This is a genomic window from Streptomyces sp. 3211.6 (genome assembly GCF_003634815.1).
Taxonomy (GTDB): domain Bacteria; phylum Actinomycetota; class Actinomycetes; order Streptomycetales; family Streptomycetaceae; genus Streptomyces; species Streptomyces katrae_A.
Genome location: NZ_RBXC01000001.1, coordinates 405,603 through 428,459 on the forward strand (window position 1 = coordinate 405,603; position 22,857 = coordinate 428,459).

The 22,857-nt window shown below is 74.2% G+C and carries 21 protein-coding genes and 1 pseudogene; 7 read left to right on the forward strand and 15 right to left on the reverse strand.

Going from position 1 to position 22,857, the window contains the following annotated elements; genetic code table 11:
- Positions 1-13: 13 nt before the first annotated feature.
- From BX286_RS02120 to BX286_RS02135, 4 genes are all read right to left on the reverse strand, one after another.
- Positions 14-2,398, reverse strand: a complete 2,385-nt coding sequence (locus BX286_RS02120; protein WP_121017491.1) for an Orn/Lys/Arg decarboxylase N-terminal domain-containing protein — start codon at positions 2,396-2,398, stop codon at positions 14-16.
- Between the two features lie 197 nt (positions 2,399-2,595).
- Positions 2,596-4,137, reverse strand: coding sequence for a hypothetical protein (locus tag BX286_RS36350; RefSeq protein WP_187344064.1), 1,542 nt, complete (start codon positions 4,135-4,137; stop codon positions 2,596-2,598).
- A gap of 98 nt (positions 4,138-4,235) precedes the next feature.
- Entirely contained in the window at positions 4,236-4,697 is a 462-nt protein-coding gene (locus BX286_RS02130; RefSeq protein WP_100862154.1) for a VOC family protein, read from the reverse strand.
- Positions 4,698-4,769: 72 nt separating this feature from the next.
- Positions 4,770-5,444 carry an AAA family ATPase gene (locus BX286_RS02135; protein WP_100862155.1) on the reverse strand — a complete coding sequence of 225 codons (675 nt, stop codon included), beginning with the start codon at positions 5,442-5,444 and terminating at the stop codon, positions 4,770-4,772.
- Between the two features lie 316 nt (positions 5,445-5,760).
- Here BX286_RS02135 and BX286_RS02140 point away from each other — a divergent pair, with 316 nt between their 5' ends.
- The 3 genes from BX286_RS02140 to BX286_RS02150 all read left to right on the forward strand — a co-directional run bounded on the left by BX286_RS02140 (position 5,761) and on the right by BX286_RS02150 (position 8,692).
- On the forward strand, positions 5,761-6,234 hold the full coding sequence (locus BX286_RS02140) for a lamin tail domain-containing protein (RefSeq protein WP_121014411.1): 474 nt from the start codon (positions 5,761-5,763) through the stop codon (positions 6,232-6,234).
- Positions 6,235-6,353: 119 nt separating this feature from the next.
- Positions 6,354-7,247, forward strand: coding sequence for an NAD-dependent protein deacetylase (locus tag BX286_RS02145; protein WP_121014412.1), 894 nt, complete (start codon positions 6,354-6,356; stop codon positions 7,245-7,247).
- A gap of 668 nt (positions 7,248-7,915) precedes the next feature.
- Positions 7,916-8,692, forward strand: coding sequence for an ATP nucleotide 3'-pyrophosphokinase (locus tag BX286_RS02150; RefSeq protein WP_121014413.1), 777 nt, complete (start codon positions 7,916-7,918; stop codon positions 8,690-8,692).
- A 63-nt stretch (positions 8,693-8,755) separates the two neighbouring features.
- Here BX286_RS02150 and BX286_RS02155 read toward each other — a convergent pair whose 3' ends face one another.
- The 3 genes from BX286_RS02155 to BX286_RS02165 all read right to left on the reverse strand — a co-directional run bounded on the left by BX286_RS02155 (position 8,756) and on the right by BX286_RS02165 (position 12,413).
- On the reverse strand, positions 8,756-9,826 hold the full coding sequence (locus BX286_RS02155; RefSeq protein ID WP_121014414.1) for a chitinase: 1,071 nt from the start codon (positions 9,824-9,826) through the stop codon (positions 8,756-8,758).
- Positions 9,827-10,030: 204 nt separating this feature from the next.
- Positions 10,031-11,662 (reverse strand): ADP-ribosyltransferase domain-containing protein, encoded by a 1,632-nt coding sequence (locus BX286_RS02160; RefSeq protein WP_079431184.1) that lies wholly within the window; start codon positions 11,660-11,662, stop codon positions 10,031-10,033.
- Positions 11,663-11,735: 73 nt separating this feature from the next.
- Complete coding sequence (locus BX286_RS02165) at positions 11,736-12,413, reverse strand: macro domain-containing protein (RefSeq protein ID WP_079431183.1); 678 nt, start codon at positions 12,411-12,413, stop codon at positions 11,736-11,738.
- A gap of 288 nt (positions 12,414-12,701) precedes the next feature.
- Here BX286_RS02165 and BX286_RS02170 point away from each other — a divergent pair, with 288 nt between their 5' ends.
- Positions 12,702-13,937: a glycosyltransferase gene (locus BX286_RS02170; RefSeq protein ID WP_121014415.1), complete on the forward strand. Its 1,236-nt coding sequence runs from the start codon at positions 12,702-12,704 to the stop codon at positions 13,935-13,937.
- Positions 13,938-13,999: 62 nt separating this feature from the next.
- A complete protein-coding gene (locus BX286_RS02175) occupies positions 14,000-14,818 on the forward strand; it encodes a M15 family metallopeptidase (protein ID WP_187344065.1) in 819 nt (272 codons plus the stop codon).
- 26 nt (positions 14,819-14,844) lie between these two features.
- On the opposite strand, the gene BX286_RS02180 is transcribed toward BX286_RS02175, so the two are convergent.
- Positions 14,845-16,371 (reverse strand): FAD-dependent monooxygenase, encoded by a 1,527-nt coding sequence (locus tag BX286_RS02180; RefSeq protein WP_121014416.1) that lies wholly within the window; start codon positions 16,369-16,371, stop codon positions 14,845-14,847.
- A 90-nt stretch (positions 16,372-16,461) separates the two neighbouring features.
- Here BX286_RS02180 and BX286_RS02185 point away from each other — a divergent pair, with 90 nt between their 5' ends.
- Positions 16,462-17,097 (forward strand): TetR/AcrR family transcriptional regulator, encoded by a 636-nt coding sequence (locus tag BX286_RS02185; RefSeq protein ID WP_079431179.1) that lies wholly within the window; start codon positions 16,462-16,464, stop codon positions 17,095-17,097.
- A gap of 99 nt (positions 17,098-17,196) precedes the next feature.
- A pseudogene (locus tag BX286_RS02190) lies at positions 17,197-17,829 on the forward strand (phosphatase PAP2 family protein); the annotation flags it as partial.
- 45 nt (positions 17,830-17,874) lie between these two features.
- Here the strand turns inward: BX286_RS02190 and BX286_RS37320 are convergent.
- From BX286_RS37320 to BX286_RS02225, 7 genes are all read right to left on the reverse strand, one after another.
- Positions 17,875-18,570, reverse strand: coding sequence for a response regulator transcription factor (locus tag BX286_RS37320; RefSeq protein ID WP_079431177.1), 696 nt, complete (start codon positions 18,568-18,570; stop codon positions 17,875-17,877).
- The gene (locus BX286_RS02200) at positions 18,567-20,066 is read right to left on the reverse strand and encodes a sensor histidine kinase (RefSeq protein WP_261993309.1); all 1,500 of its coding nucleotides are present in this window, start codon (positions 20,064-20,066) and stop codon (positions 18,567-18,569) included. Before BX286_RS02200 ends, BX286_RS37320 begins: the two co-directional genes overlap by 4 nt.
- Positions 20,067-20,153: 87 nt before the next feature.
- Positions 20,154-20,357 (reverse strand): hypothetical protein, encoded by a 204-nt coding sequence (locus BX286_RS02205; protein WP_079431175.1) that lies wholly within the window; start codon positions 20,355-20,357, stop codon positions 20,154-20,156.
- A gap of 97 nt (positions 20,358-20,454) precedes the next feature.
- Entirely contained in the window at positions 20,455-20,814 is a 360-nt protein-coding gene (locus BX286_RS02210) for a helix-turn-helix transcriptional regulator (RefSeq protein WP_079432146.1), read from the reverse strand.
- 176 nt (positions 20,815-20,990) lie between these two features.
- On the reverse strand, positions 20,991-21,365 hold the full coding sequence (locus tag BX286_RS02215) for a hypothetical protein (RefSeq protein WP_079431174.1): 375 nt from the start codon (positions 21,363-21,365) through the stop codon (positions 20,991-20,993).
- A 131-nt stretch (positions 21,366-21,496) separates the two neighbouring features.
- Positions 21,497-22,159: a lysophospholipid acyltransferase family protein gene (locus tag BX286_RS02220; protein ID WP_079431173.1), complete on the reverse strand. Its 663-nt coding sequence runs from the start codon at positions 22,157-22,159 to the stop codon at positions 21,497-21,499.
- Positions 22,160-22,312: 153 nt separating this feature from the next.
- Positions 22,313-22,840: a DoxX family protein gene (locus BX286_RS02225; protein WP_079431172.1), complete on the reverse strand. Its 528-nt coding sequence runs from the start codon at positions 22,838-22,840 to the stop codon at positions 22,313-22,315.
- Positions 22,841-22,857: the final 17 nt, after the last annotated feature.

The window sequence follows — 22,857 nt, forward strand, 5'->3', positions numbered from 1 at the left end:
CCCCGGCCCGCTGCTACGGCGTCGTGCGGAGGCATTCGATCAGGTAGTCGCCCGTCTCCGGGTCCACGGTGACCCCGTGGGCCTCGCTGCCGAAGCCCGGGAAGGCGCGGTCGAAGGCCTCCAGGGCGCCGAGGTAGCGCAGCAGGGGGCCGTCCGGGGCGCCGAGGGATTCGCCGGGCATCAGGACGGGGATGCCCGGCGGGGTGACGGCCACCATCGCGGCCGCGACCCGGTGGGCCGCTTCGGCCAGGGGCAGGCGTTCGGTGCCGCCGCGGATGAGCTGCTGGTAGCAGTACCGGGGCGGGTGGACCGGCTCGGGCAGGTTCTGGAAGGCCTCGTCGAGGGCGCCGATGAACGCGCCCCGGGTGAGGTGCCCGTGCATCTGTGCGCACAGCTCGCGCAGGGTGGTGTCGCGGTAGCGGCCGGGGTGGCGTGCGGTGAGGGCGGGCAGGACACGGTCGAGCGGGGCGTCGCTGTCGTAGTGGGCCTTGAAGTCCATCAGGGCGTCCATGAGGGTGCCCCACTTGCCCTTGGTGATGCCCATCGAGAAGAGGACCAGGGTGGTGTAGCTGTCGGTCTTCTCGACCACGATGCCGCGGGTGGCGAGGTACTCGGTGAGGATCCGGGCGGGGATGCCCCAGGGCCGGGTCTCCCCGGTGGCGGTGACGCCGGGGCAGGTGAGGGTGACCTTGACGGGGTCCAGGAGGCCGTAGCCGTCGGTCAGGTCCGGGAAGCCGTGCCAGGCGGCGCCGGGTTCGAGCTGCCAGCAGGAGGGTTCGCCGGCCAGCAGGGCGGCCGGAGCGTCGGCGAAGGGGATGCGGGTGCCGGTGGCGGGGTCGGTGACCTCCTCGGGCTGCCAGACGCCGAAGAACCAGTCGGGCCGGTCCCCCGCGGCGGCGATGCGGCGGCCGGTGCGGACGACGGCCTGCCGGAACCGGATCGCCTCGGTGACGGCCTCGTCGATCAGCCACCGCCCCTGCGGCCCGTCCATCATCGCCGTCGCCACGTCGAGGGACGCGATGCCGGGGTAGAAGGCGGAGGTGGTGCCGTGCATCATGAACGCCTCGTTGAAGCGGTCGTGCTGGACGGGCGCCCGGGGGGCGGGCCGTACGTGGACCATGGCGCACTGCGACAGCGCGGCGAGCAGCTTGTGCGTGGAGTGGGTGGCGAACACCGTCGGCCGGCCGTCACCCTCGAGGGTGTCCGGGCCCACGGCCATGCCGAACCGCCCCCGGTAGAGGGGGTGGAAGCGGGCGTAGGCGAACCAGGCCTCGTCGAAGTGCAGGCGGGGCGTGCTCGGGGCGAGGGCGCGGGCGGCGGCCAGGGTGTCGTAGCACAGGCCGTCGTAGGTGGAGTTGGTGAGGACCGCGTACTGGGCGTCCGGCGATACGGCCCCCGCCGTGAGGGGGTTGGCGGCGATCCGGGCCGCGACCGCGTCCGGGGCGGTCGCGGTGGGCGGCACGGGGCCGGCCAGTCCGTAGCCGTTGCGGGTGGGCACCAGGTAGACGGGGCGGGCGCCGGAGACGACCAGGCCGTGCAGGACGGACTTGTGGCAGTTGCGGTCGACCAGGGCGATCTCGTCGGAGGTGACGCTGAAGTGGCCCACCATGCGGTTGCAGGTGGAGTCCCCGTGCAGGACGAAGTAGGTGCGTTCGGCGCCGAAGACCCGGGCGGCGTTGCGTTCGGCCTCGCCGATGGGGCCCGTGTGCTCGTACAGGGACCCCAGTTCGCCCACCGAGATGGACAGGTCCGTGCGGAACAGGCGCTCGCCGTAGTAGTCGAAGAAGACCCGTCCAGCCGGGGACTTCAGGAACGCGACGCCGCCGGAGTGGGCCGGGGTGTGCCAGGAGTACTCGTGGGCGTCGTCGAAGCGGCGCAGGGCACGGAAGAACGGCGGCAGGATCTCCTTCATGTAGGTGTGCGCGGCGGCCGCGACCCGGCCGGCGATGAAGGCGGGGGTGTCCTCCAGCGGCCAGATGTAGCCGACGACCGTCTCCGAGACCCACAGCGGCAGGTGTTCGAGGTCGTGGTCGGAGCTGTCGGTCATCAGGAGGAAGACGGGCAGGTCCTTGAAGCGGTGCCGGATCCGGTCGAGGACCTCCGCCCCGCCGGTCGGCAGGTGCGCGTTCCCGCCGGGGGCCGGTCCGGTCGCGGACGGGGAGGGGGCGCCGCCCGTGCGGGTGGCGGCGGACGGGCGGGGCAGGTCCCAGGCCACCACGGCGGCGGCGATGCCCGCCTCCGTCTGGAGCATCGCGCGGGCGTCCCGGGAGTCGGCCGCCCGGCGCAGTTCCAGTCCGCGCTCCTCCAGTTCCTTGCCGATCCGGCGCAGTTGCTCGACGCTCACCCCGCCGCCGAGCGGGTCCTCGCGCAGGGCCAGCAACACCGTGCCGTTCGCCATGGGTTCCATCCGCCTTCCGTCACGGGTGCCCCGGCGGGCCGGGACCGGGCGGGGCCAGTCTGGTCCGGCCCGCCGGGCCGCCGGGCGGTCTTCGGAGGCGGTTCACCCGCAGGTGGGCGCGGCGGTCCCACCCGGTTGACCACGGGCGCGGCAGCGAGCGGACTGGGCCCTGCGGACTAGGGATTGTCAGGCAGGCCCTAGCCGCCCTTGAGGCGGCGGTTGATCTCCTCGCCGATCCGGCGGTTGAGTTCGGCCAGCTGCTCGGGGGTGTAGGCGGTGAGGTCCCCGAGGTCCGGTGGGGCGGCCTGGGGTTCGTCCTTCTGTTTCTGCTCCTCGCGCCGTTTGAGCTCCTGCTCCTCCGGTGAGCCGGGCGCCGCGTACGCGCACCGGATCAGTGCGCCGTCCGCGGCGGTCAGGCAGGTCGCCTCGCGGCCCGCGACCTGGCCCCGGCCCACCACCCGGTAGCGGATGTCCTGTTCGCTGCCGATGGTGGCGGTCCAGGTGGTGCCTCCGGTGGGGACCACCTCGAACACCTGGTCGTCGTTGTAGCAGCAGACGTCCCGGTATTCGGCCTTGATCAGCGCGACGATCGCCTTCGGCGAGGACCAGGTCGGGTCGAGCCGGTGCACGGTCAGGGGTGCCAGCCGGGTGCCCTCATGGCGTGCCGGTACGGTCGCGACGGCGACGACGGAGCTGGCCTCGCCCTGGGGGGTGAGGGGGGTGACGTAGACGCTGTGTCCGCTCGAGTCGCCGTAGCGGAGGGTGAACTCCGAGTCGTTCCCGTCGTTCGCGCCGTCCTTCGAGGCGTCCCAGCCGCTGCGTTCGAACCACCAGTCGGCGAAGCTGCCGACGGCGGCGACCGATTCCCGCTGCCGGGCGGCGAGGCTCAGGGGGTAGGAGGGGCCGGGGACCCGGTCCGTGTCGGTGGTGAAGGTGATCTTTCCCGTGCGGCCGTCGTAGAGCGCGACTCCGGCGGGGCGTTCCGTCACGACCAGGAGCCCGGTCTGGCGTTTGAGGGGGACGACCACCACGGGTGTGTCACCCGAGCAGGTCACGTACGCGTCGTCCGCCTCGAAGCGGACCCAGCGCTTGTGTTCGGAGATCTTCCGGCCCAGGTTGTGGCCGAACCAGCCGCTGATCCGGGCGTCCGCCACGTCCACGTCGAACGGACAGCGCTGCTGCGCGCGGCTGGTGCCGCCGAGGGGAACGTCCTGCACGAGCCCGACCTCGTACCCGGACAGCCAGCCGCTCCGCTCGACGAGGGTGGCGAACCGGTCCGAGTCCGGCAGGTAGGTGATGTCGGCGATCTCACCGGTGACGTCGCCCAGATGCGGGGCGGCCTGCGCCTTGCCGACGAGGTAGGGGGCGCGGGGCGCCAGTGCGGGCACCGGCTCCGTCACGACCTGCGTGGCCTGCATGTAGGCGCGGTCCTCCAGGTACGCGCCGTAGACCAGCCACGCGACGGCGAGCGCGAGCCCGGCTATGGCCCCCAGGCAGCCGAGGACCCCCGCCACGCCGCCCGGCCCGGCGGCGGCCTTGCCGCGCCGCCTGCGCACGAGCCACCGCACGAGCCACACCGCCGCGACGAACGCCGCGGCCAGCAGCGGCAGGGCCAGCCAGGCGAGGAGCTTGCGCAGCTCCCACACCAGGACGGTGCTGTAGTACGGGGCGTACAGGGGCGCGCAGGCCACGAGGACCACGAAACCCACCGGTATGCCGATCCGCAGAGCCCGGCCCATCAGCGCCTCCCCCGACCGCCTGGTTCAGGTCAAGTGTGGGGTGCGGGGCGGACCGTGTCACGGCCCCGCACGCATCGTCCCGTGCCCGTCGGCGGCCGTCAGCCGGGTCCGGGGGCCGTGATGGCGACGAGTTCCACCTCGAAGCCGTCGGCGTTCTCCAGGTAGGCGGCGTAGGTCCGTTCGCCGCCGGCGTGCGGGTGGCGGTCGGGGAACATGAGGGTCCATCCGTGCCGCGAGGCCCGGCGGGCCAGTTCCTCCACGGCGTGGTGGTCCTGGACGTGGAACGCCAGATGGTTGAGCCCCGGCCGGCAGCGGTCGTGCCGGCCGGCGGTGAGGGCGGGGGACTGTTCGAAGACCAGGTAGGCCGCGCCGAGCCGCCAGCTGCGGCCGTTGCTCCAGCTCTGGAAGGGCGTGTACCCCAGGGCTTCCAGCAGCCACCCGAAGGAGGCTGCGGCCCGCTCCAGGTCGGGCACCCAGATCTCGACGTGGTGCAGCGCCCCGTGCTGCCGGCCGGTCCCTTCGGGGCCGGCCGTCGCGTGGGGTGTGGGCTCCTCGGTCATGGGGGTCATCCTCGGCCTGCAGAATCAAAGAATCCGCCCATTCGTAGTGCGGGAATCGGGGTGGTTTCGCCCCTACTGCCGCCCGGGCGCTCCCGCGAACCGGGCACGGGGTGAGGTGTCGCGCAGCCGGCGGTCGAGGAGGACCACGGAGGCGAATCCCGCGGCTCCCGCCGGGCCGCCGCCCTCGATTCCTGACAGCAGGGTCGCCAAGCCCCGTTCATGGGTGGCGAAGACGCGGGGCGGGGCCAGGCGCCGGCGGGCGCGCTGGCCCGAAAGGGCCTCCCGGGTCCCGACGTCGAGGAGGACCATGTGCGCCTGGCGCCCCGCCCGGCCGGCGCTGTGGGCGAGCCATCGGCGCAGCCAGGTCCGGGTGCCGCAGTCGTGCAGGAGCAGCGGGCCGGAGCCCCGCATCGCCCTGCGTATGCGGCGCATGTGGTGCAGCCGCGCCAGGGGCCGGTACGCGCCGTAGGGGAGCCAGGCCGGCGCGAGCGCCTCGCAGGCGGCGCGGGTGGCGCGCGGATCCAGGACGGTTCCGTGACCGGCCCACGCGCGCAGCAGGGTGCTCTTCCCGCTGCCGGGGAGGCCGGCTATGACGACGACCGCGTCCCTCGGGTAGGACAGGCATATGCCCGTATCGGTACGGCCGCGCAGGTCGACGACGCCTCGCGGGGCGATCGGGCGGACGGCTCGGCGGCCGGGATCCACGGCGGAGTTCGCGTTCTTCACGTCAGGGCCGGCTTCGGACACAGCGGACCGTACATCGCGTTTCGGCTCCAGGTCAGGGGGTGGGCGCCAGGCCCCGGTGTCATCGGGCGACGGCCACCACCGTGGCGGCGTACGGCCCCCCTCGACCCTATCCGTCCCCCGGTCGACACCATCGCGCACGCCCCCCACAAGGGAGGGTCATGGAAATGTCTAGATTAGGCAATATGCAATGTCCTTACCGGTTTCGGGGGTGATGGAACGTCAGAGTATGCCCTGCCCGGCCGCACGCCGGGAACAGTTCGGAGCCCGCCCGGCCTGTACCGGGCCGGGCCGTGCCGACCTTTGAGGAGCCACCTGCATGTCCGCTTCTTACGCCACCCGCCGCGCCGTCGCCGCCCTCCTGGCCGTCGGCGCCCTGATCGGCGCCGCGGCGGTACCGGCCGCCGCCGACGACCACCGGCACGACCGCCACGGCGCGCACTCCTCCATCGTCATCGGCGACGTCGAGAACGCGGGCCGCGGACAGGGCAACCGCGCCCTCAACGGCGAGTGGGTCGAGGTCAAGAACACCGGACGCAGCAGCGTCAACCTGCGCGGCTACACGCTGACCGACAAGCAGGGCAACCGCTACCGCTTCAACAGCCTCCGCCTGGACGGCCGCTCCAGCGTCAAGGTCCACACCGGCAACGGCCGCGACACCCACCGCGACGTCTACCAGAACCGCCGCCGGCAGATCTGGGACGAGCGCGACACCGCCACCCTGCGCGACGCCCGCGGCAAGGTGGTCGACACCGAGTCCTGGGGCCGGCGCGGACACCACCACCACGCCTGATCCGCTCCAGCGGCGGCCCGGCCCACCCGGCACGGGCCGCACCCCCGGAGGAACCACGGCGTGCCAGGCGAACCGGCCTGGCACGCCGTGCCCGTGCGCGGGGTCCGTACCCTGGAGGCATGCGCATGCGCCCCACCCTGGACTGGACCCCCGCGGAGGACCTGCCTCCGGGCACCACGGACCTTCGGCCGGTCACGGACGCCCTGCGCGCCGGCGGTGTGCTGGTGCTCAGCGGGGCGGGGATCTCCACGGAATCGGGCATCCCCGACTACCGCGGCGAGGGCGGGAGCCTGAGCCGGCACACGCCGATGACGTACCAGGAGTTCACCGCCGACGCCGGGGCCCGGCAGCGGTACTGGGCGCGCGGCCACCTCGGCTGGCGCACCTTCGGCCGGGCCCGGCCCAACGCCGGCCACCGGGCCGTCGCCGCGTTCGCCCGCCACGGCCTGCTCTCGGGCGTGATCACCCAGAACGTCGACGGTCTGCACCAGGCCGCCGGCAGCGAGGACGTGGTCGAGCTCCACGGGAGCCTGGAGCGGGTCGTCTGCCTCTCCTGCGGCGCCCTCAGCCCGCGCCGCGAGCTGGCGCGGCGGCTGGAGGAGGCCAACGCCGGTTTCGCGCCCGTGGCCGCCGGCCTCAACCCGGACGGTGACGCGGACCTCACCCGCGAGCAGGTCGGGGACTTCCGCGTGGTGCCGTGCGCGGCCTGCGGCGGCGTCCTCAAGCCCGACGTGGTGTTCTTCGGCGAATCCGTCCCGCCGCGCCGCGTCGAGCACTGCCGCTCGCTGGTCCGGGAGGCGGCCTCACTGCTGGTCCTGGGCTCCTCGCTGACGGTGATGTCGGGGCTCCGCTTCGTCCGGCAGGCGGCTGAGGCCGGGAAGCCCGTGGTGATCGTCAACCGGGACCGGACCCGGGGCGACCGGCAGGCCGTCACCCGGGTCGCCCTGCCGCTCGGGGCGGCCCTCACCACGGTGGCGGGCCGGCTGGGCGTGCCGGTCGACGGCCCCGGCTGACCGGGGTCGGCCGCCGCCCGCCGGCCGGGCCGCCAGCGGGGTGCCGCAGCCGGAGCAGTAGCGGGCGTCGACCTCGATCGCGTGCCGGTGGCAGTGGGCGCAGACGAGATGCAGGGCGCAGGTCCGAGGCGGCGTGGCGGGGGCGGCCGGCGCGATGCTCATCCCCCGGCGCCTGCGGTGGACGGTCAGCACGACCAGCCCCTGGGGGCCGGCCAGCAGCGCCCGGACGGCACCGCGCGGCAGCAACGCCATGAATCCCGGGGAGAGATGGGACTGCTCGCCGTCCAGGGTCAGGACGCCCGTACCCGAGACGACGACCATCATGACGTCGACGGATCCCTCGGTGGAGGGCGCTCCCCCGGTCCCGGGCAGATGGCGCACGAGATTGGCGTCGAGCTGCCGCTCGGCCCCTCGCAGTCGCCACAACGCCCCGCCCTGCCCCTCGGCAGCCGCCGCGAGCAGCCCCGCGACGGTCGCGGTCTGCGTCGTGTGCTCCACCTCCGTCAAGGCGTCCCCTCCAGGTCCGGCCGGCGTTCGACGCCCTCATGATCCCGCACCGACGGGCCGGCGCGGGACCGAGGCGGCCGGATGGTGATCCGTAACCCCGCCGGAGCCCGCCCGGTTGTGCCGAGCACCAGGTCAAACCCACGAGTGTGAAGGCACAGTCCATGACGAGCAGTACGACGGCAGCACCCGTCTTCGGCCGGATCCTGATCGCGACGGCGCTCAGCGGTGCGCTGGCCCTCGGCGCCGGAACGGCGGTGGCCGCCGGCCCCGCCGACGAGGGCTGGAAGGGGGAGGGCGGGCTCACGCTGAGCAGCGCGGACAACGCCGAGGTCGACGCCTACGTGGACCGGGCGAAGCAGGCCGAACGGTCGATCAGCACGGACGTGCGCGCCGCCGCCCTCGTCTCGGGCGCCGAGCTGATCGGTTACGAGAACCGCCTCAAGTCCCCCGACTCGCTCAAGCGGAAGGTCGCCACCTCCCTGCGGGAACATCCCGGGCAGCCGGTCGGGGCGGTCCTGGCGGGGCTGGGCGACGCCGTCAGGTACACCCTCCAGTGGCCGGACGGCTCCTACAGCGACGGGGTGTCCGCCGCGTCGGCGCTCCTTTCCGCCTGGGGCAACGACTCCACCAAGTGGTCCAACACCTGGGGCCGCAGCAGCGGTTACAAGGGCCTGAACACCGGCTGGCGCGCGCCCCGCTCCGGGCAGCTGTTCGAGGTCCAGTTCCACACCCCCGCCAGCAAGCACGCCCAGGAAGTCACTCACGTGCTGTACGAGGAGCAGCGGCTGCCCTCGACTTCCCCGGCCCGGAAGAAGGAGCTCCAGGCGCGGCAGGACGCCGAGTTCGCCGCGGTGCCCGTACCGGCGGGCGCCGACCGGCTGACTGCGCCCGCCCGGCTGCCCGCCCCGCTGCCCGTACCGCTGCCCGCCCCGGCGTGACGCTCCGGTCGTGGCGTGGCGGCCGGGCTGCGACCGCCACGCCACGGCTCCGCGGCCGTGGTGTCAGCGGCCCTGGAGGGTCCTGGCGTTGTCGCCGAACGTCCAGTTGCGGGAGCCGTCCCAGTTGAGGGACCAGGTCATCAGGCCCTTGAGCCGGCCGCCGTAGGAGTTCCACGCCTGGGCGACGAGAGCGGGGGTCATGTAGCCGCCGCCGGCGCCCGGTTGGGCCGGGAGGCCGGGGACCTGCTTGTCGTAGGGGACCTTGACGGTGGTGTTCTGGACGACCAGCCCGCGGTCGAGGCAGTCCGTCTGCGCCGTGAAGCCCCTGACGGTGCCCGCCGCATAGGAGTCCGCGTTGCAGCCGTACATGCTGCCGTTGTAGTACTGCATGTTCAGCCACCACAGGCGGCCGTTGTCCGCGTACTTCTTGACGATGGGCAGGTACGCGCCCCAGATCGAGCCGTACGCCACGCTGCCGCCGGTGACGTAGGCGGTCTCGGGGGCCATCGTGAGACCGAAGCCGTCCGGCATCCGGGCGAGTACGCCGTCGATGATGCGGATCAGGTTGGACTGGGACGGGGAGAGCTGCGTGATGCTCCCCGAGCCGACGAGACCGGTCTCGATGTCGATGTCGATCCCGTCGAAGTTGTACTTCTTGAGGAGGGGGACGATGGTCTCCACGAAGCGGTCGGCGACGGCGGCGGAGCCGAGGTCGATGCCGGCCGCGGCGCCGCCGATGGACATCAGCACGGTGAGTCCGTCCTGTTTGGCCTGGCACATCTCCGCGGGGGTGGGCACCTTCACCGTGCTGTCCATCCCGTCCTCCCACAGCACGGTGCCGTCCGAGCGGATCACCGGGAAGGCCGCGTTGACCACGTTGTAGCCGTGGCCGCGGATGCGGCTGTCGGTGAGGGGGATCCAGCCGAGGGGCGGGTGGACTCCGTTGGCGGCGCCGTCCCAGTTCTCCCAGTACCCCTGGAGGACCTTGCCGGAGGGCTTCGGCCGCAGGGCGCAGGTGTCGGGCGCACGCGGGCCGGGGGGCGGCGGGGTGGCCGCCGCGGCGGACAACGGGCTCAGCACGGTCGCGGCGAGCGCGAGTCCGAGTCCCACGAGGCGGATGGTCCGACGGGCCATGGGTGTGCTCCCTTCGCGCCGGCCGCGCCCGGGCGGGCGGGCAGGCGGACAGGCCGGAGTGACCGGGAGGGAAGTGCTGCCGTGGGCGCGGCCGCCCGCGGGGACGGGAGCCCCAGGGGCGGCCGCGGTGTGACGCGCTCCACGGTGATTTGGTCCAGACCATCTGTCAAGGGTGCTGTACGCGTCGGAGGGGAGTCCGGGAGGTCAGGAGACGAGGGGGCCGGCCTCCGCCTCGGTCAGTCTGACCGTGCACAGGCCGCCGCGCTCGGTCTTCACGTCCGTCACCTTGAGCTGGGTCCCCGGGGCGAGGATGTACTCCTCCTCGCCGGTGAAGGCCGAGAAGCTGCGGATGCCCACCGCGCGGGCGGGGGTCACCTCGAAGAGCGTCCGCTTGCCGCGGCTGCCGAGGAAAGAACGGGCCACGCTCAGCTCCGAGGTGCACGAGGAGACGCCCCACCAGGTCACCGTCCCCCCGACCGGGTACTGGGCGCGCAGGTCCAGCGATACGCCGCGCCACAGCGGCCGGGTGTGGGCGGGCAGTTGCGAGACGGCGGAGAACAGCAGCCGCAGGTAGGGGAGGTACGGCACGAGTGCGGTCCGGTCCGGGGAGCGGAGGACGGCGTTGATCTCACGGTAGAAGGCGGACTCGCAGGTGTAGAGGTAGAGCGCGGCGATCGCGTCGGCGGACGGCCGGCCGGCGCCGGCGGCCTCGTCCGCTCGCCGCTTGCCGAACTCGTGGGACCGGTCGATGTGCCGGCCCAGGCCGGGCAGCACCTCGGCCACCGGTGCGAGCGCGTCCCGGAAGTCCGTCGGCGGGGTGTCGAACACGCCGGTGATCGCCGGGAGGACCAGGCCCTCGTCCTTGACGCTGGTGAGCCGCTCCAGGTACAGCTGGTGCAGTTCCATGGTCGAGGCGATGAAGGCCCCCATGCGCGCCGCGACCTCGCCGTCCGCGCCGCCGGGCGGGGCGCCTTCGGGGCTCTGGTTCCAGCCGGTGCTCGGCAGCCAGTCGACCGGCTCGGCGCCCAGGGACGCGAGGGCGTCGTTCACCGTGGCGAAGTGGTCGCCCTCGCAGAAGATGTCGCCCTGGGCGGCGGGGTTGGCGTGGTCGATGTGCCGGACCTCGACGTCCGGGTACTTCTTCTGCAGGCGCAGGACCACCTTCTTCAGGCTGCGGGCGTGCGCCCCCCACCAGGCGAAGACCACACTGCGGTCCTCCTCGTCGGCGTCCTGCTTGGCCTGGAGGATCTCCTCGACGATCCGTTCGGCGACGGGCCTCCAGAACGCGGTGTGCCGGTCGGCACCCATCGCGCCGTCGGCGCTGGCGGTGAGCGCGGCGTTCAGCAGGAGGACGCCCTGGGTGAGCATCGCCTGGAACCACTCCGGCGGCTGGACCGTGTCCCGCTCCTTCAGCAGGGCGCGGACGTCGGCGATCGGGGTCTTCTTCGCGATGCCGTACTTCCACATCGCGGCGGCCTTGATGATGCAGCGGATGCTGACGACCCGGCCGAACTGGCTGTCCTTCCAGTCGTTGAAGGTGTTGTCGAACATGGCGATGCCGGTGGCGCTCTCCGGCCGCGGATAGGGGTTCTGGCCGAAGACGACGACCTTCCACTTGTGCGGCGGGTGGGGCTTGAGGGCCTGGAAGGTCAGCTCGCGGACCGGGACGACCTCCGGGCTGCGGCCCTGGCCGATGAACCGGGCGGCGTCCGGCTGCGCCTCGATGACGGGCTTCAGCAGCGGGAGCCAGGGTTCACCTCCGCCCTTGAAGAGCTCGCTCAGGTGCAACGGGTCGGCCGCGTCGGGCTGGGCGGGGGCGGGGTTGGCGTCGTTCATGGGGGAAGGGCTCCCGGGCGTCGTGCTGGTGGGGTGCGGGGGGCCGGCGTGCCCGCCGGCGGGGTGGGCGCCGTCAGCGGCGAAAGGAATGCCCTTTCGGTGGCACGATCCGCACCCGCCCGGCGGCCGGCCCGTCCTCGATCCCGTCGAGCTGGGCGGTGATCGTGGCGCGCAGCTCGTCGTCGTCCTCGAACCAGTGGTCGTGGAAGAGGGTGTAGCCGGTCCACATCAGGTTGGCGCAGACCCGGGCGGGGACCCGGCCGGTCTGCGCGCCCATCCCGACCAGCGCCACCGACCGGATGCTGCCCGGCGCCCGCCGGTTCTGCCGGTGCACTGCCTGGAACGCGGCGGCGCAGGCCAGGGCCACGTTCAGCGTGTCCCTCACGTTCTGCGAGGACTGCGCCATCGTCGGCGTCGATATCAGGTAGCGGGGGACGGCCGCCCCCGACGGGACGCAGACCGCGCTGCCCACCGGGAGCGTCCCGGCGAACCGGTCCCGGATCGCCCGCTGCACGCGCAGCTGGATGCCGGCTCCGAGGTGCCGCTTGATGGCGGCGTCGACCCCGCCGTCCATCCGGCCCCGGGAGTTGGTCGGCGTGACCCAGGCGTCGACGTCCTCGTCGAGGATCGAACCCCTGCGGATCTCGATCCCGGGGGTGTCCGCGAACGCCGTCCGCCATGCCTGGACCACTCGCTCGTTGACGTCGGTCAGCACCACCTTGAGCGCGGGCTGCACACGGTTGTCGGTCATCGTCCACTCCTGTCGGGAAACGGCCCTTCCAATACCCCCGACGCTAACGGCCGCCACTGACAACGCGGCTGCGGGAAGGGGACGATGACCTGCCGTCACGGCTCCGGAGGCGCTGGTGTGGGCGATGGCGTGGGCGATGGCGTGGGCGATGGCGTGGGCGATGGCTGGAAGGAGACCGTCAACGGGCCTGGGGACGGGGTCGTTTCGGAGGATTCCGTGAAGGCCGCGTGATGCCGCGGGGGCCAGGCGGCAAGCGGCCGCCACACTGAGGGCGTGAGGATCGCCATCATGACGGCCGGGTCGCGCGGGGACGTCGCGCCGTACACGGGCCTGGGAGCCGGACTGGTCCGGGCCGGACACGAGGTCACCCTGGTGACCCACGGACTGTTCGAACCGCTGGTCGCCGGGTCGGGGGTGCGCTTCCGGGCCGTTCCCGGCGACCCGAAGGCCGAGTTGCACTCGGCGCGGGGCCGGGGGCTGCACCGCAGCCGGACCGGGGCCGTGAAGCTGCTGCGGGCCGTGGCGCTGGCGAGGAGGATCGCGCCCGAGATGACCCCCGCGATGGTACGGGAGGCGGGCGAGGCGGACGTGGTGCTGGCCGGCGGCCCGGTCGCCCCCCTCGCCCACGCCATCGCGCAGGGCCTGGACCGGCCGAGCATGGGCCTCTTCCTGCAACCGCTGCACGGAACCAGCGCGTTCCCGCCGCCGATGCTCGGCACCCGCTCCCTGGGCCCGCTGGGCAACCGGATCGGCGGTGACGCCGTCACCGCGGCCGTCGACCACGTCTTCACCCGGGCGGCGCGGTCGCTGGCCGCCGAGCACGGCCTGCCGGTAGGCCGCCTGCCCGCGGCCCGCCGCGCCCGCGAGCGGCAGGGCTGGCCCGTCTGGCACGGCTTCAGCGAGCTGGTCGTGCCCAGGCCCCGCGACTGGCGTCCCGGCCTGGAGGTCTGCGGCTACTGGTGGCCCCACGAGACGACCGGCGAACTCCCCGCGGAGCTCGTCGGCTTCCTCGACTCCGGCCCGGCCCCGGTATACGTGGGGCTGGGAAGCGCCACCGCTCCCGATCCCGGGCGGGTCAGCGCGCGGATCGTCGGCGCCCTGCGCGCGGCCGGACTGCGCGGGGTGATCCAGCGGGGCTGGGCGGGGCTGTCGGCCGCCGGCCAGGACGACATGATCACCATCGGCGACGTTCCGCACTCCCTGCTCTTCCCGCGCATGGCGGCCGTCGTCCACCATGCGGGGGCGGGCACGACCGGCGCGGCCCTGCGCGCGGGCGTTCCCTGCGTCCCCGTCCCCGTGCAGTTCGACGCCCACTTCTGGGCCTCGCGCCTCGTGGAACTGGGCACCGCCCCCAGGGTGGTGCCCCTGCGCCGGCTCGACTCCGCCGCCCTGGGGTCCGCGCTGCGGCAGGCCGTCACGGACCCCTCCTACGGGGAGCGCGCCCGGGACATCGCCCGCCGGCTCGCCGCGGAGGACGGCGTGGCCCGGGTCGCCGCCGCGCTCGAACGGGCGGGGCGGCACTGACCTGTACGAGCAGACCGACTGATCGTCCTTCGCGTAGAGCCCCCAGTCCCGAGGAGAACCCGATGAGCACCTCGCCCATGACACGGCTCGTCCTTGCCGTGGCGGCCACGACCCTGTTCGCGGCGACCGCGGCACCCCGTGCCGGTGCCGCCGCCCTGTCCCCGGAGCCCAAGGCACCGCGGGAGTTCGTCGCGCTGGCCTCCGTCGACCCCACGATCATCCAGGAGATGCGCTACCCGTCGGGGCACAACTTCGTCGGGGAGCGGATCGACGGCTACCGCCAGGCCGTCTGCATCCTGACGCGCCCGGCGGCCCAGGCCCTGCACCGGGCGCAGGCGCAGCTCCTGCGGCAGGGGTACTCGCTCAAGGTGTACGACTGCTACCGGCCGCAGCGCGCCGTCGACCACTTCGTGCGGTGGGCGAAGGACCTGGCCGACGAGCGGATGAAGGCGGAGTTCTATCCGCGGGTCGACAAGTCGCGCCTGTTCGAGGACGGTTACATCGCGGAGAAGTCAGGGCACAGCCGCGGCAGCACCATGGACCTCACGATCGTGGCGCTGCCGGCGCTCCCCGCGCCCCCGCCGCGGCCGGGGCAGGAGTCCGTTCCCTGCTACGCGCCCCAGGCGGAGCGCTACCCCGACAATTCCGTGGACATGGGGACGGGTTTCGACTGCTTCGACACGCTGTCGCACACCGACGACCCGCGCGTCCAGGGGACCCAGCGCGCGCACCGCCTGCTGCTGCGGACGGCGCTGGCCGCGGAGGGATTCGTCAACCTGCCCGAGGAATGGTGGCACTTCACGTACAAGCCCGAGCCCTTCCCGGACACCTATTTCGACTTCCCCGTCGCGCGCCGGTCGGTCGCCGGGCACCGTCCCTGACGGGCGGGGCCGGCGCGTACGCGTCCTCACGCGGACTCCCCCGCGGCGCCGCCGGGGCCGGCCGGGCCGAACCAGCGGGTGAGCGTCTCGGTGAGACCGGCGCCGCCGGCCCAGCAGACGTACCCGTCGGGGCGGACGAGTACGGCCCCGGCGTCGACGGCACCCTCCTCCGCCCGGGCGCGCACCCGCACGATCCGGTCCTTCCAGGGGTCCGCGGCGTCGAGCGGGGTGTCGGCGAGGTCGAGCAGGACGCCGCGCCCGCCGCGCGTCAGGTCGCTGAAGCGGACCTGCTCGCCCTCGCCCCTGACGAGGTCGAGGTCGGGCATCCGCAGGCCCAGCAGCGGGTGTTCGGCGGCGTCGGGAGAGGGGAGGCACAGGTCGAGTCCGGCCATCACACCGGCCATGTACCGGTTGGCCTCGGGCACGCGGAGCAGGTCGGTGAGCACGTCGCGCAGCTCGCCCAGCCCGCCGTCGCGCTGCGGGCCCATGACGACGCCCTGCGCCCGGGTGAGGGCGAGCACCCGGGCGGCGACGGGGTGCCGCTCGGTCTGGTAGGTGTCCAGCAGTTCCTCCTCCGCCTCGCCGCGCAGGACCGCGGCGAGCTTCCAGCCGAGGTTGAACGCGTCCTGGACACCGAGGTTGAGCCCCTGGCCGCCGGCCGGGGAGTGGATGTGGGCCGAGTCCCCGGCGAAGAACACCCGGCCGTGCCGGTACTGCTCCAGCTGCCGGCTCGCGTCGCTGAACCGGGAGGCGTAGCGGATCTCGGCCACGTCGAGCCTGCCGCCGTGGGTGGCGCGCAGCACCTCGCGGACCTCCTCGGCCGTCACGGGGGCGTCGCGCTCGGCCAGCGCCGTGCGCGGGCCGCTGAAGAGGAGCTTGTGCAGTCCGTTCGCCAGGGGCGTGATCATGGCGAAGTGGCCCTCGGGCGAGGTGTGGATGCGCGAGCTGATGTGTCCGGCCGTGCTGTCGTCGACCTCGCCCGTGAGGAGCAGATCGGCGGTGGCCATGCGGACGGTGGCGGCCCGGCCGGGGAACGCGGCTCCGAGGGTCTTGCGCACGCTGCTGTGGGCGCCGTCGCACGCGACGAGGAAACGGCCCCGCAGCGAGCGGTCGCCGGCGGGCGTGGCCATGGTGATCACGACCCCGTCGGCGTCCTGCCGGAGCCCGGTCAGCAGGTGCTCCCTGAGCACCCGGCCGCCGAGCTCGGCGAGCCGGTCCTCGAGGACGGCTTCGAGCTGGTCCTGCGGGAGCAGGACGGGGTGCGGGTAGCGGGTGTCCCACGCCGCGTAGTCCAGCGGGACGGGCAGTCCGGCGAAGTGGCCGCCGACGAGCCGGTAGTCGACCGACCGCCCGAGGGCTCCGTCCAGCAGGCCGCGCAGCGCGAGCACCTCGGCGGTCCGGGGCTGGATCGCCCCCGCCCGGGACTGGAGGTTGCGGCCGGGCATCCGGTCCAGCACGACGGCGGGGACGCCGGCGAGGGCGAGCTCGGTGGCCAGCATGAGTCCGGCGCCGCCGGCCCCTACGACGATGACGCCCGTGACCTGCGTGTTCATGGAGCCTCCCAGGACGATTCCTTCACTTGGTCGATAACTATACCAGGTGCAACTTTCGCCCGAGTACCCCTTCTGCTCTACCGTGTGCGCATGACTGAGCACCTGGGACTGCGCGAACGCAAGAAGCAGAAGACCCGGCAGACGATCTTCGAAGCGGCCCTGCACCTGTTCCTGACCCGCGGGTTCGACGAGGTGTCGATCGTGGAGATCGCCGAGGCCGCCGAGGTCTCCAAGCGCACGCTGTTCACGTACTTCCCGACCAAGGAAGACCTGGTCCTGCACGTGTTCGCCGACCACGAGGACGAGTCGGCCCGCGTGGTCCGCGCCCGCCCGGCCGGCATGTCCCCGCTCGACGCCCTGCACGCGCACGAGCTCGACGCCCTGGCGCGGCGCGACCCGGTCACCGGGCTGACCTCCGACCCGGAGGCGGTGGCCTTCGCCCGGCTGCTCAGCACGACGCCGAGCCTCAGCGAACGGCTGCTGCGGTACGCGGGGCGCAGCATCGACGCCCTGGCGCAGGCCCTGGAGGAGTCCGGCGCCGACGAGCTGACCGCGCGGCTCGCCGCCGTGCAGATCGTCACCGCCCTGCGGGTGCTCGCCGACCGCAACAGCGGGCAGGTGCAGGCCGGCCGTCCCGCCGACGAGGTGTACCCGGAGGCCGTCGCCGCCGCCGACCGCGCCTTCCGGCTCCTCGGGTCGGGCCTGGCCGGGGCCCTTCCGGCCTGAGGCACCGGACGCGCCGCCCGTCAACCCCGACCTTCGTCGGGGTGGCGGGCGGCCGTTCGGCCGGGGTGCGCGCGGGCCCGGCTCCCTATCGTCGGGAGCATGCAAACGATCAAGGAATTCCGGCGGCGGCGCCGCGTGCCCCTCGCGGGCGCGGCGGCCGGAGCCGCAGCGGTGGCCCTCCTGGCACTGGCCCCTGACGGGGCGCGGGACGCGGACGCGCCGGCCCGGGTGACGGGCGGCGCCTCCGCCACGGTGTACCGGACGCTGAGCGGGACCGCGGCGGACCTGCCGGGCTGGACCCGCGCCCTGCTGGAGGCCGCGAGCGACGGCACGCTGGTCGTCCTCGGCCTCCTGCTGGCCTGGACGGCGTGGCGGGCCTTCCGTACCCGCGACGCACGGGGGCTGGGCGGGCTCGCCACGGCCGCCGCGGGCACGGTCGCGGGCTACGGGATCAGCGAGGTGCTGAAGGTGCTCGTCGACGAGGAGCGGCCGTGCCGCGCCCTGCCGTGGGCGCGGGCCCTCGCGGAGTGCCCCGCGCCCGGCGACTGGTCCTTCCCGAGCAACCACGCGACCCTCGCCGTCGCACTGGCCGTCGGCGTCTCGGCGGTGCGGCCGCGGCTCGCGGCCCTCGCCCTGCCCGTGGCGGGCGCGGCGGCCCTGCTGAGGGTGCTGGTCGGCGTGCACTACCCGCACGACGTGCTCGCGGGTGCGGTACTGGGGGCGGCGGCGGTGGCCGTCGTACGGCTGCTGGCGCTGCCGGCGGCCGCCCGGGGCGCGTCAGCGCTCCTTGGCGGACCCCCCGGCCGGCGGCGCCGGCACGACACCGGCCTCGTGGGCGGTCACGGCCGCGGCGGCGCGGTTGTCGACGCCCAGCCGCGCGAGGATCGAGCTGACATGGGCCTTCACCGTCCCCTCCGCGAGACCCAGACGGCGGGCGATCTGCCCGTTGGACAGCCCCCCGCCGAGGCAGCCGAGCACGTCCCGCTCCCGGGCCGTCAGGGATTCCACCCGGGCGCGGGCGGCTGAGCGGCGGGCGGCCCGGGCACCCGCGCCGTCCGCGGCCAGGTGCGCCACCACCCGGGCGGCGACCTTCGGCGACAGGTAGGCGGCTCCCTCGGCCACGGCCCGCACACCGGCCAGGAGTTCCTCCGGCTCCCCCGATTTGATCAGGAAGCCCGCGGCGCCCTCCCCGAGGGCGCGCAGGATGTACTCGTCCTCGCCGAACGTCGTCAGCATGACCACCGCCGTCCCGGGGACCGTCCGGCGTATCTCGGCGGCCGCGTCGATACCGCCGCCGCCGGGCATCCGGACGTCCAGGACGGCCACGTCCGGGCGGTGACGCAGGACCAGCTCCACCGCCTCCCGGCCGTCGGCCGCCTGCGCGACGACCGAGAAGCCGGGGTCGCAGGCGAGGACCGCGCAGATGCCGGCGCGGATCATGGGTTCGTCGTCGGCGACCAGGATCCTGATCATCGGACGTCCTTTCCCTCGTAGGTGTCGGCCGAGACCAGGCGTCCGGCACGGAAGCAGAGCCGGTACAGGTCCCCCGAACGGTCGTCGAACAGGTCGGCGGTCGGCACGTAGAACTCGCACACCGCCCCCGGCGGCGCGGGGGCGGGTACCAGGGGGCGGTGGGAGGTCTGGCGCTCGGGCAGGTGAGCCGCCAGCTCGGCCCTGGGCTGACCGAGGGTCAGGCGGGCGTAGTCCCGCGGATCGAGGACCGACCATCGGGCGGTGACGGCCTCCCAGGCCCGTACCGCACTGACGAGGAGGGCCGCGGAGCACAGGGGCACCAGGACGGCCGCGGCGGCCGTCCGCCCGAGCCGGCGGCTCGCGGTGCGGTGCGCCACGGGCAGCCGGGTCCCGTGGACGGCCGGTCCGCCGGCGGCCCGGCCCGGTGCGGGGCCGGAGTCCCGGGCGTGCGGGAGGACGGCGCGGACGGCATAGCCCGCCCCCTCGGGGCCGCAGGAGAAGGTGCCGCCGGCCAGCCGGACCCGCTCGTCCAGACCGATCAGGCCGAACCCGCTGCTCCCGCCCCCTCCGGATGGGCGGGCGGTACGGCCCGCGTCCGGGCGCGGCCCGTCCGTGACCGTGACGTGCGTGCTCCGTTCCCCGTACCGGAGGGAGACGGTGGCGCGGTGGCCCGGAGCGTGCTTGGCGACGTTCGTCAGCGCCTCCTGGACCACCCGCTGGACCGCCGCCCGTCCCGCGGCGGCCGCCCCGTCGGCGCGCTCCGGCTCCCCCTCCACGCACAGCCGTACGTCGAGTCCCGCCCCGCGGGCCCGCTCGACCAGAGCCCGCAGCGCCGCCGGTCCAGGGCCGTCGGCGTCCTGCGCGGCGCCGTCGGCGGCCGGGCCGGGGCCGGACTCCTGCGGACCGCGCAGGACGCCGATCACCTCGGCGAGCCGTTCCACGGCCTCCCCCGCCCGCGCCCGGATCTCCCCGGCGGCGGCCCGGCCCTCCTCGGACAGACCCGGTGACAGCTTCAGCGCTCCGGCCGACAGGGCGATCAGGCTGAGGTCGTGGCCCAGCAGGTCGTGCATGTCCTGGGCGATCCGGGTCCGTTCACGCAGCCGCGCCTGTTCGGAGACCAGCCGCTGCTCCCGTTCCAGCTGCGCGGCCCGCTCCCAGCCGGCCCGCACCAGCGCGCGGTACTGGCACAGGAACCGGCCCGCGAACCAGGGCAGCATCGCCCCCACCAGCAACATCCCGACGAACATGCTGGCCAGGCCCAGCCACTGGGGCACCAGCAGCACGGCCACCGCGGCGGCCACCAGCACCGCGGCCAGCGCCACGAGCACGTCCGCGCCCCGGCCGGGGCGGCTGCCGGCCACGAAGGCGCACACCGCCGGGGGAAGGCCCCACCACAGGACCGGCCCGCCCGCGCACACGGCGACCACCGCCGCGGCGAACAGCACCACCGCGGCCGGCAGGGCCGCCCTCCGGGTCCTGATGATCATCGAATCCATGGACGAACCCTACGGAATCCCCCGCCCGGCCGGTCCGCCCGGGCGGTCCCCGGGGGCGGTCCGCCGGGGCGCCCCGGGCACCGTGGCTCACGGCCGCGACGGCGGCGCCCTCCAGCGGTCGTGCTCAGCGGGCGGGTCGTCGGCCGGGCGCAGGCCCAGTATGTCGAGCAGGGTCCGCAGGTCCTCGCTGTCGGTGGCACGCGAAGCGACGGCGCGGCGGGCCGCAGCCCGGTCCGCGGTGCCGGTGCGTGCCAGCAGGGCCGGCTCCTCGCAGGCGAAGGGATCCTTCATCCCACCGATGCCACCACCCTCTCGGCCGGTCCGCAGCCGAGGTTGCTCCATCAGGCCCCGCGCGGGCCCTCCGCGCCGGGCGGCGCCCCAGGGCGGGCTACGTGCGGGCGGGAGTGGGGGCCGGTGCCGGGTCGGGGTCGTTGAGCTCGGCGATCAGGGCGTTGCGGCCCACCAGCATCTCCGTGAGGATCCGGCGCGCGGCGCGCAGGAGTTCGGCGACGTCGCCGCCGGCGAGTGCGTAGGTGACGGTCGAGCCCTCGCGGGTGGAGACGACGATGCCCGAGCGGCGCAGGACGCCGAGCTGCTGCGACAGGTTGGAGGCCTCGACGTCGATCTCGGCGAGCAGGTCCCGTACGGGCATCGGGCCGTCCTGGAGGAGCTCCAGTACGCGGATGCGGACCGGGTGGCCGAGCATCCGGAAGAACTCGGCCTTGGCCTGGTACAGCGGGACCTGCATGCCCACCACGCTCCTGTTCCTCCTCGAACGGTGTCCGTCCCGGGCGGGGACGACGCCATCCCGCCCATCGTCGCGTCCGGTCGGCCCACGCGGAACCGATGTTGACCGGTTTCACATGTTCCGAGTTGAAGATTTCTTCAACTCATGGGCGTGCGTGGGCCCGACGGACGCCGCGGCTAGACCTCCAGATCGGACTCGATGCGGGCCAGCTGGTGCCGGGCCATCGCCAGGTTCGACCTGCCGCGGTCCAGGACGAGGTAGAGGAACAGACCGCCGCCGGACCGGCCGCGGCGGATCCGGATCAGGTGGTACTGGCTGCCGAGGGTGATGAGGAGGTCCTCGATCTCGTCCTGGATGCCGAGCATCTCCATGGTCCGCAGCTTGGCCCGGATGACGTCGGTGTTCCCGGCGGCCGCCACCATCAGGTCCAGGTCCTTGCCGCCGCCGAGCGTGCCGAGGGCCATTCCGCTGGCGTAGTCGACCAGCGCCACCCCCAGGGCCCCCTCGATCGAGGTCATCGCTTCCTTGAGCGACACTTCCACATTCGCCATGGCTGTCCTCCGTCGGTGTCGTGTGCCGGGCGCGGCACAGGTCTTACGTATCGGGACGCTACCGATCGCGCGGCTCCTTACGGCCGGATCCGCGGAATTGGCGCGATACCGCCCCCGCCCCGCCGTCCCCGTCACCCGTCGTACGCGGCCGGCTCGCGCAACCGGGCGGCCGCGGTGCGCCATGCGTCGGTGACGGCGGCGTGCGCCTGGAGCGTCCGGGCGGCCACGTCACCGGTCAGCTCCAGCGGGGGGCCGACGTGGACGTGCAGCCGCGGCCGCCTCAGCGGGGCGGTGGCGACGCCGGCCAGCTGCTTGGCGACGCCGCCGGAACTGACGCGGCGGGCCCCGGCCTGGCCCACGGGGACGACGGGCGCTCCGGTGCGCTCGACGAGCCGCGCGAGCCCGCTGCGGAAGGGCAGCGGCGCGGCTTCGGCGGCGTCACGGCGGGAGGGGATGCCCCCTTCGGCGTACAGCAGCACCGAGCGGCCCGCCGCCAGGGCCGACACGGCGTGGTCGAGGGCTTCGGCGGCCCGCCGGTCCCCCCGGCGGACGGGGATGTGGCCCTCGCGGACGAGCAGCCGCCCCAGGACCGGGGCCCGCCAGAGGCCGGCGGCGGCCATGACGACGGGCTCGACCCCGCACCGGTGCAGGGCGGCGAGCACCACGGCCGGGTCGGCGAGCGACGTGTGGTTGGCGACGATGACACTGCCGGACGGCAACCGCGCGTCGGACGCGGTGGTGACGCGGATCCGCGCCAGGGCGGGAACCACGAGGCGGGCGAGGCGGCTGAGCACGGCGATTCCCGTTCACGAGGACGACGACGACCACCCCAGCCTGACCACCCACGCACCCGCACCACATGAGTCGTCCTACTCAGCCCCGCCCGCCGGCGTACCCAGACGAGCCGGTCCGGGCCCGGTCGGCGGGATGGTACGTGGAGCCGCGGGTCAGGCGGATTCCCCCTCGTCGCTCTGCTGTGCCCGGGCCCGTTTGGCGACGACCGCGGCCGCCGCCAGGGCGCTCGCGGTGAACGCCAGGCCGAGCATCCACCGCTGGTCGAAGGTGTGGCCGGTGGCGTGGTCCAGGGAGTAGCGGCCCGCGCCGGCCAGGCCGATGGCGGCCGCGGTGAATCCGAGGAAGGCCGGGTACTCGTATCCCCCGGCCTGGGCGAAGAACCCGGCCGGGGCGTGGACGGACACCGCTCCCGCCATGGCGCCCGCCGCCGCCGCGCCCGCCGCCGGGGTGGCCAGGCCCAGGACCAGCAGCGCGCCCCCGCCCGTCTCGCCGAGTCCCGCGGCCAGGGCGCTCTGCCGGCCGGGGGTGAAGCCCATGTGCTCCATCGCGGCCGCGGTCTTGTCCAGACCGCCGCCCCCGAACCAGCCGAACAGCTTCTGCGTTCCGTGCGCCATGAGGACGGCTCCGGTTCCGGCGCGGAGCGCCAGCAGTGCGAGGTCTCGCCGGTTGATGCAGCGCATCGGGTCTCCCTGGGGCG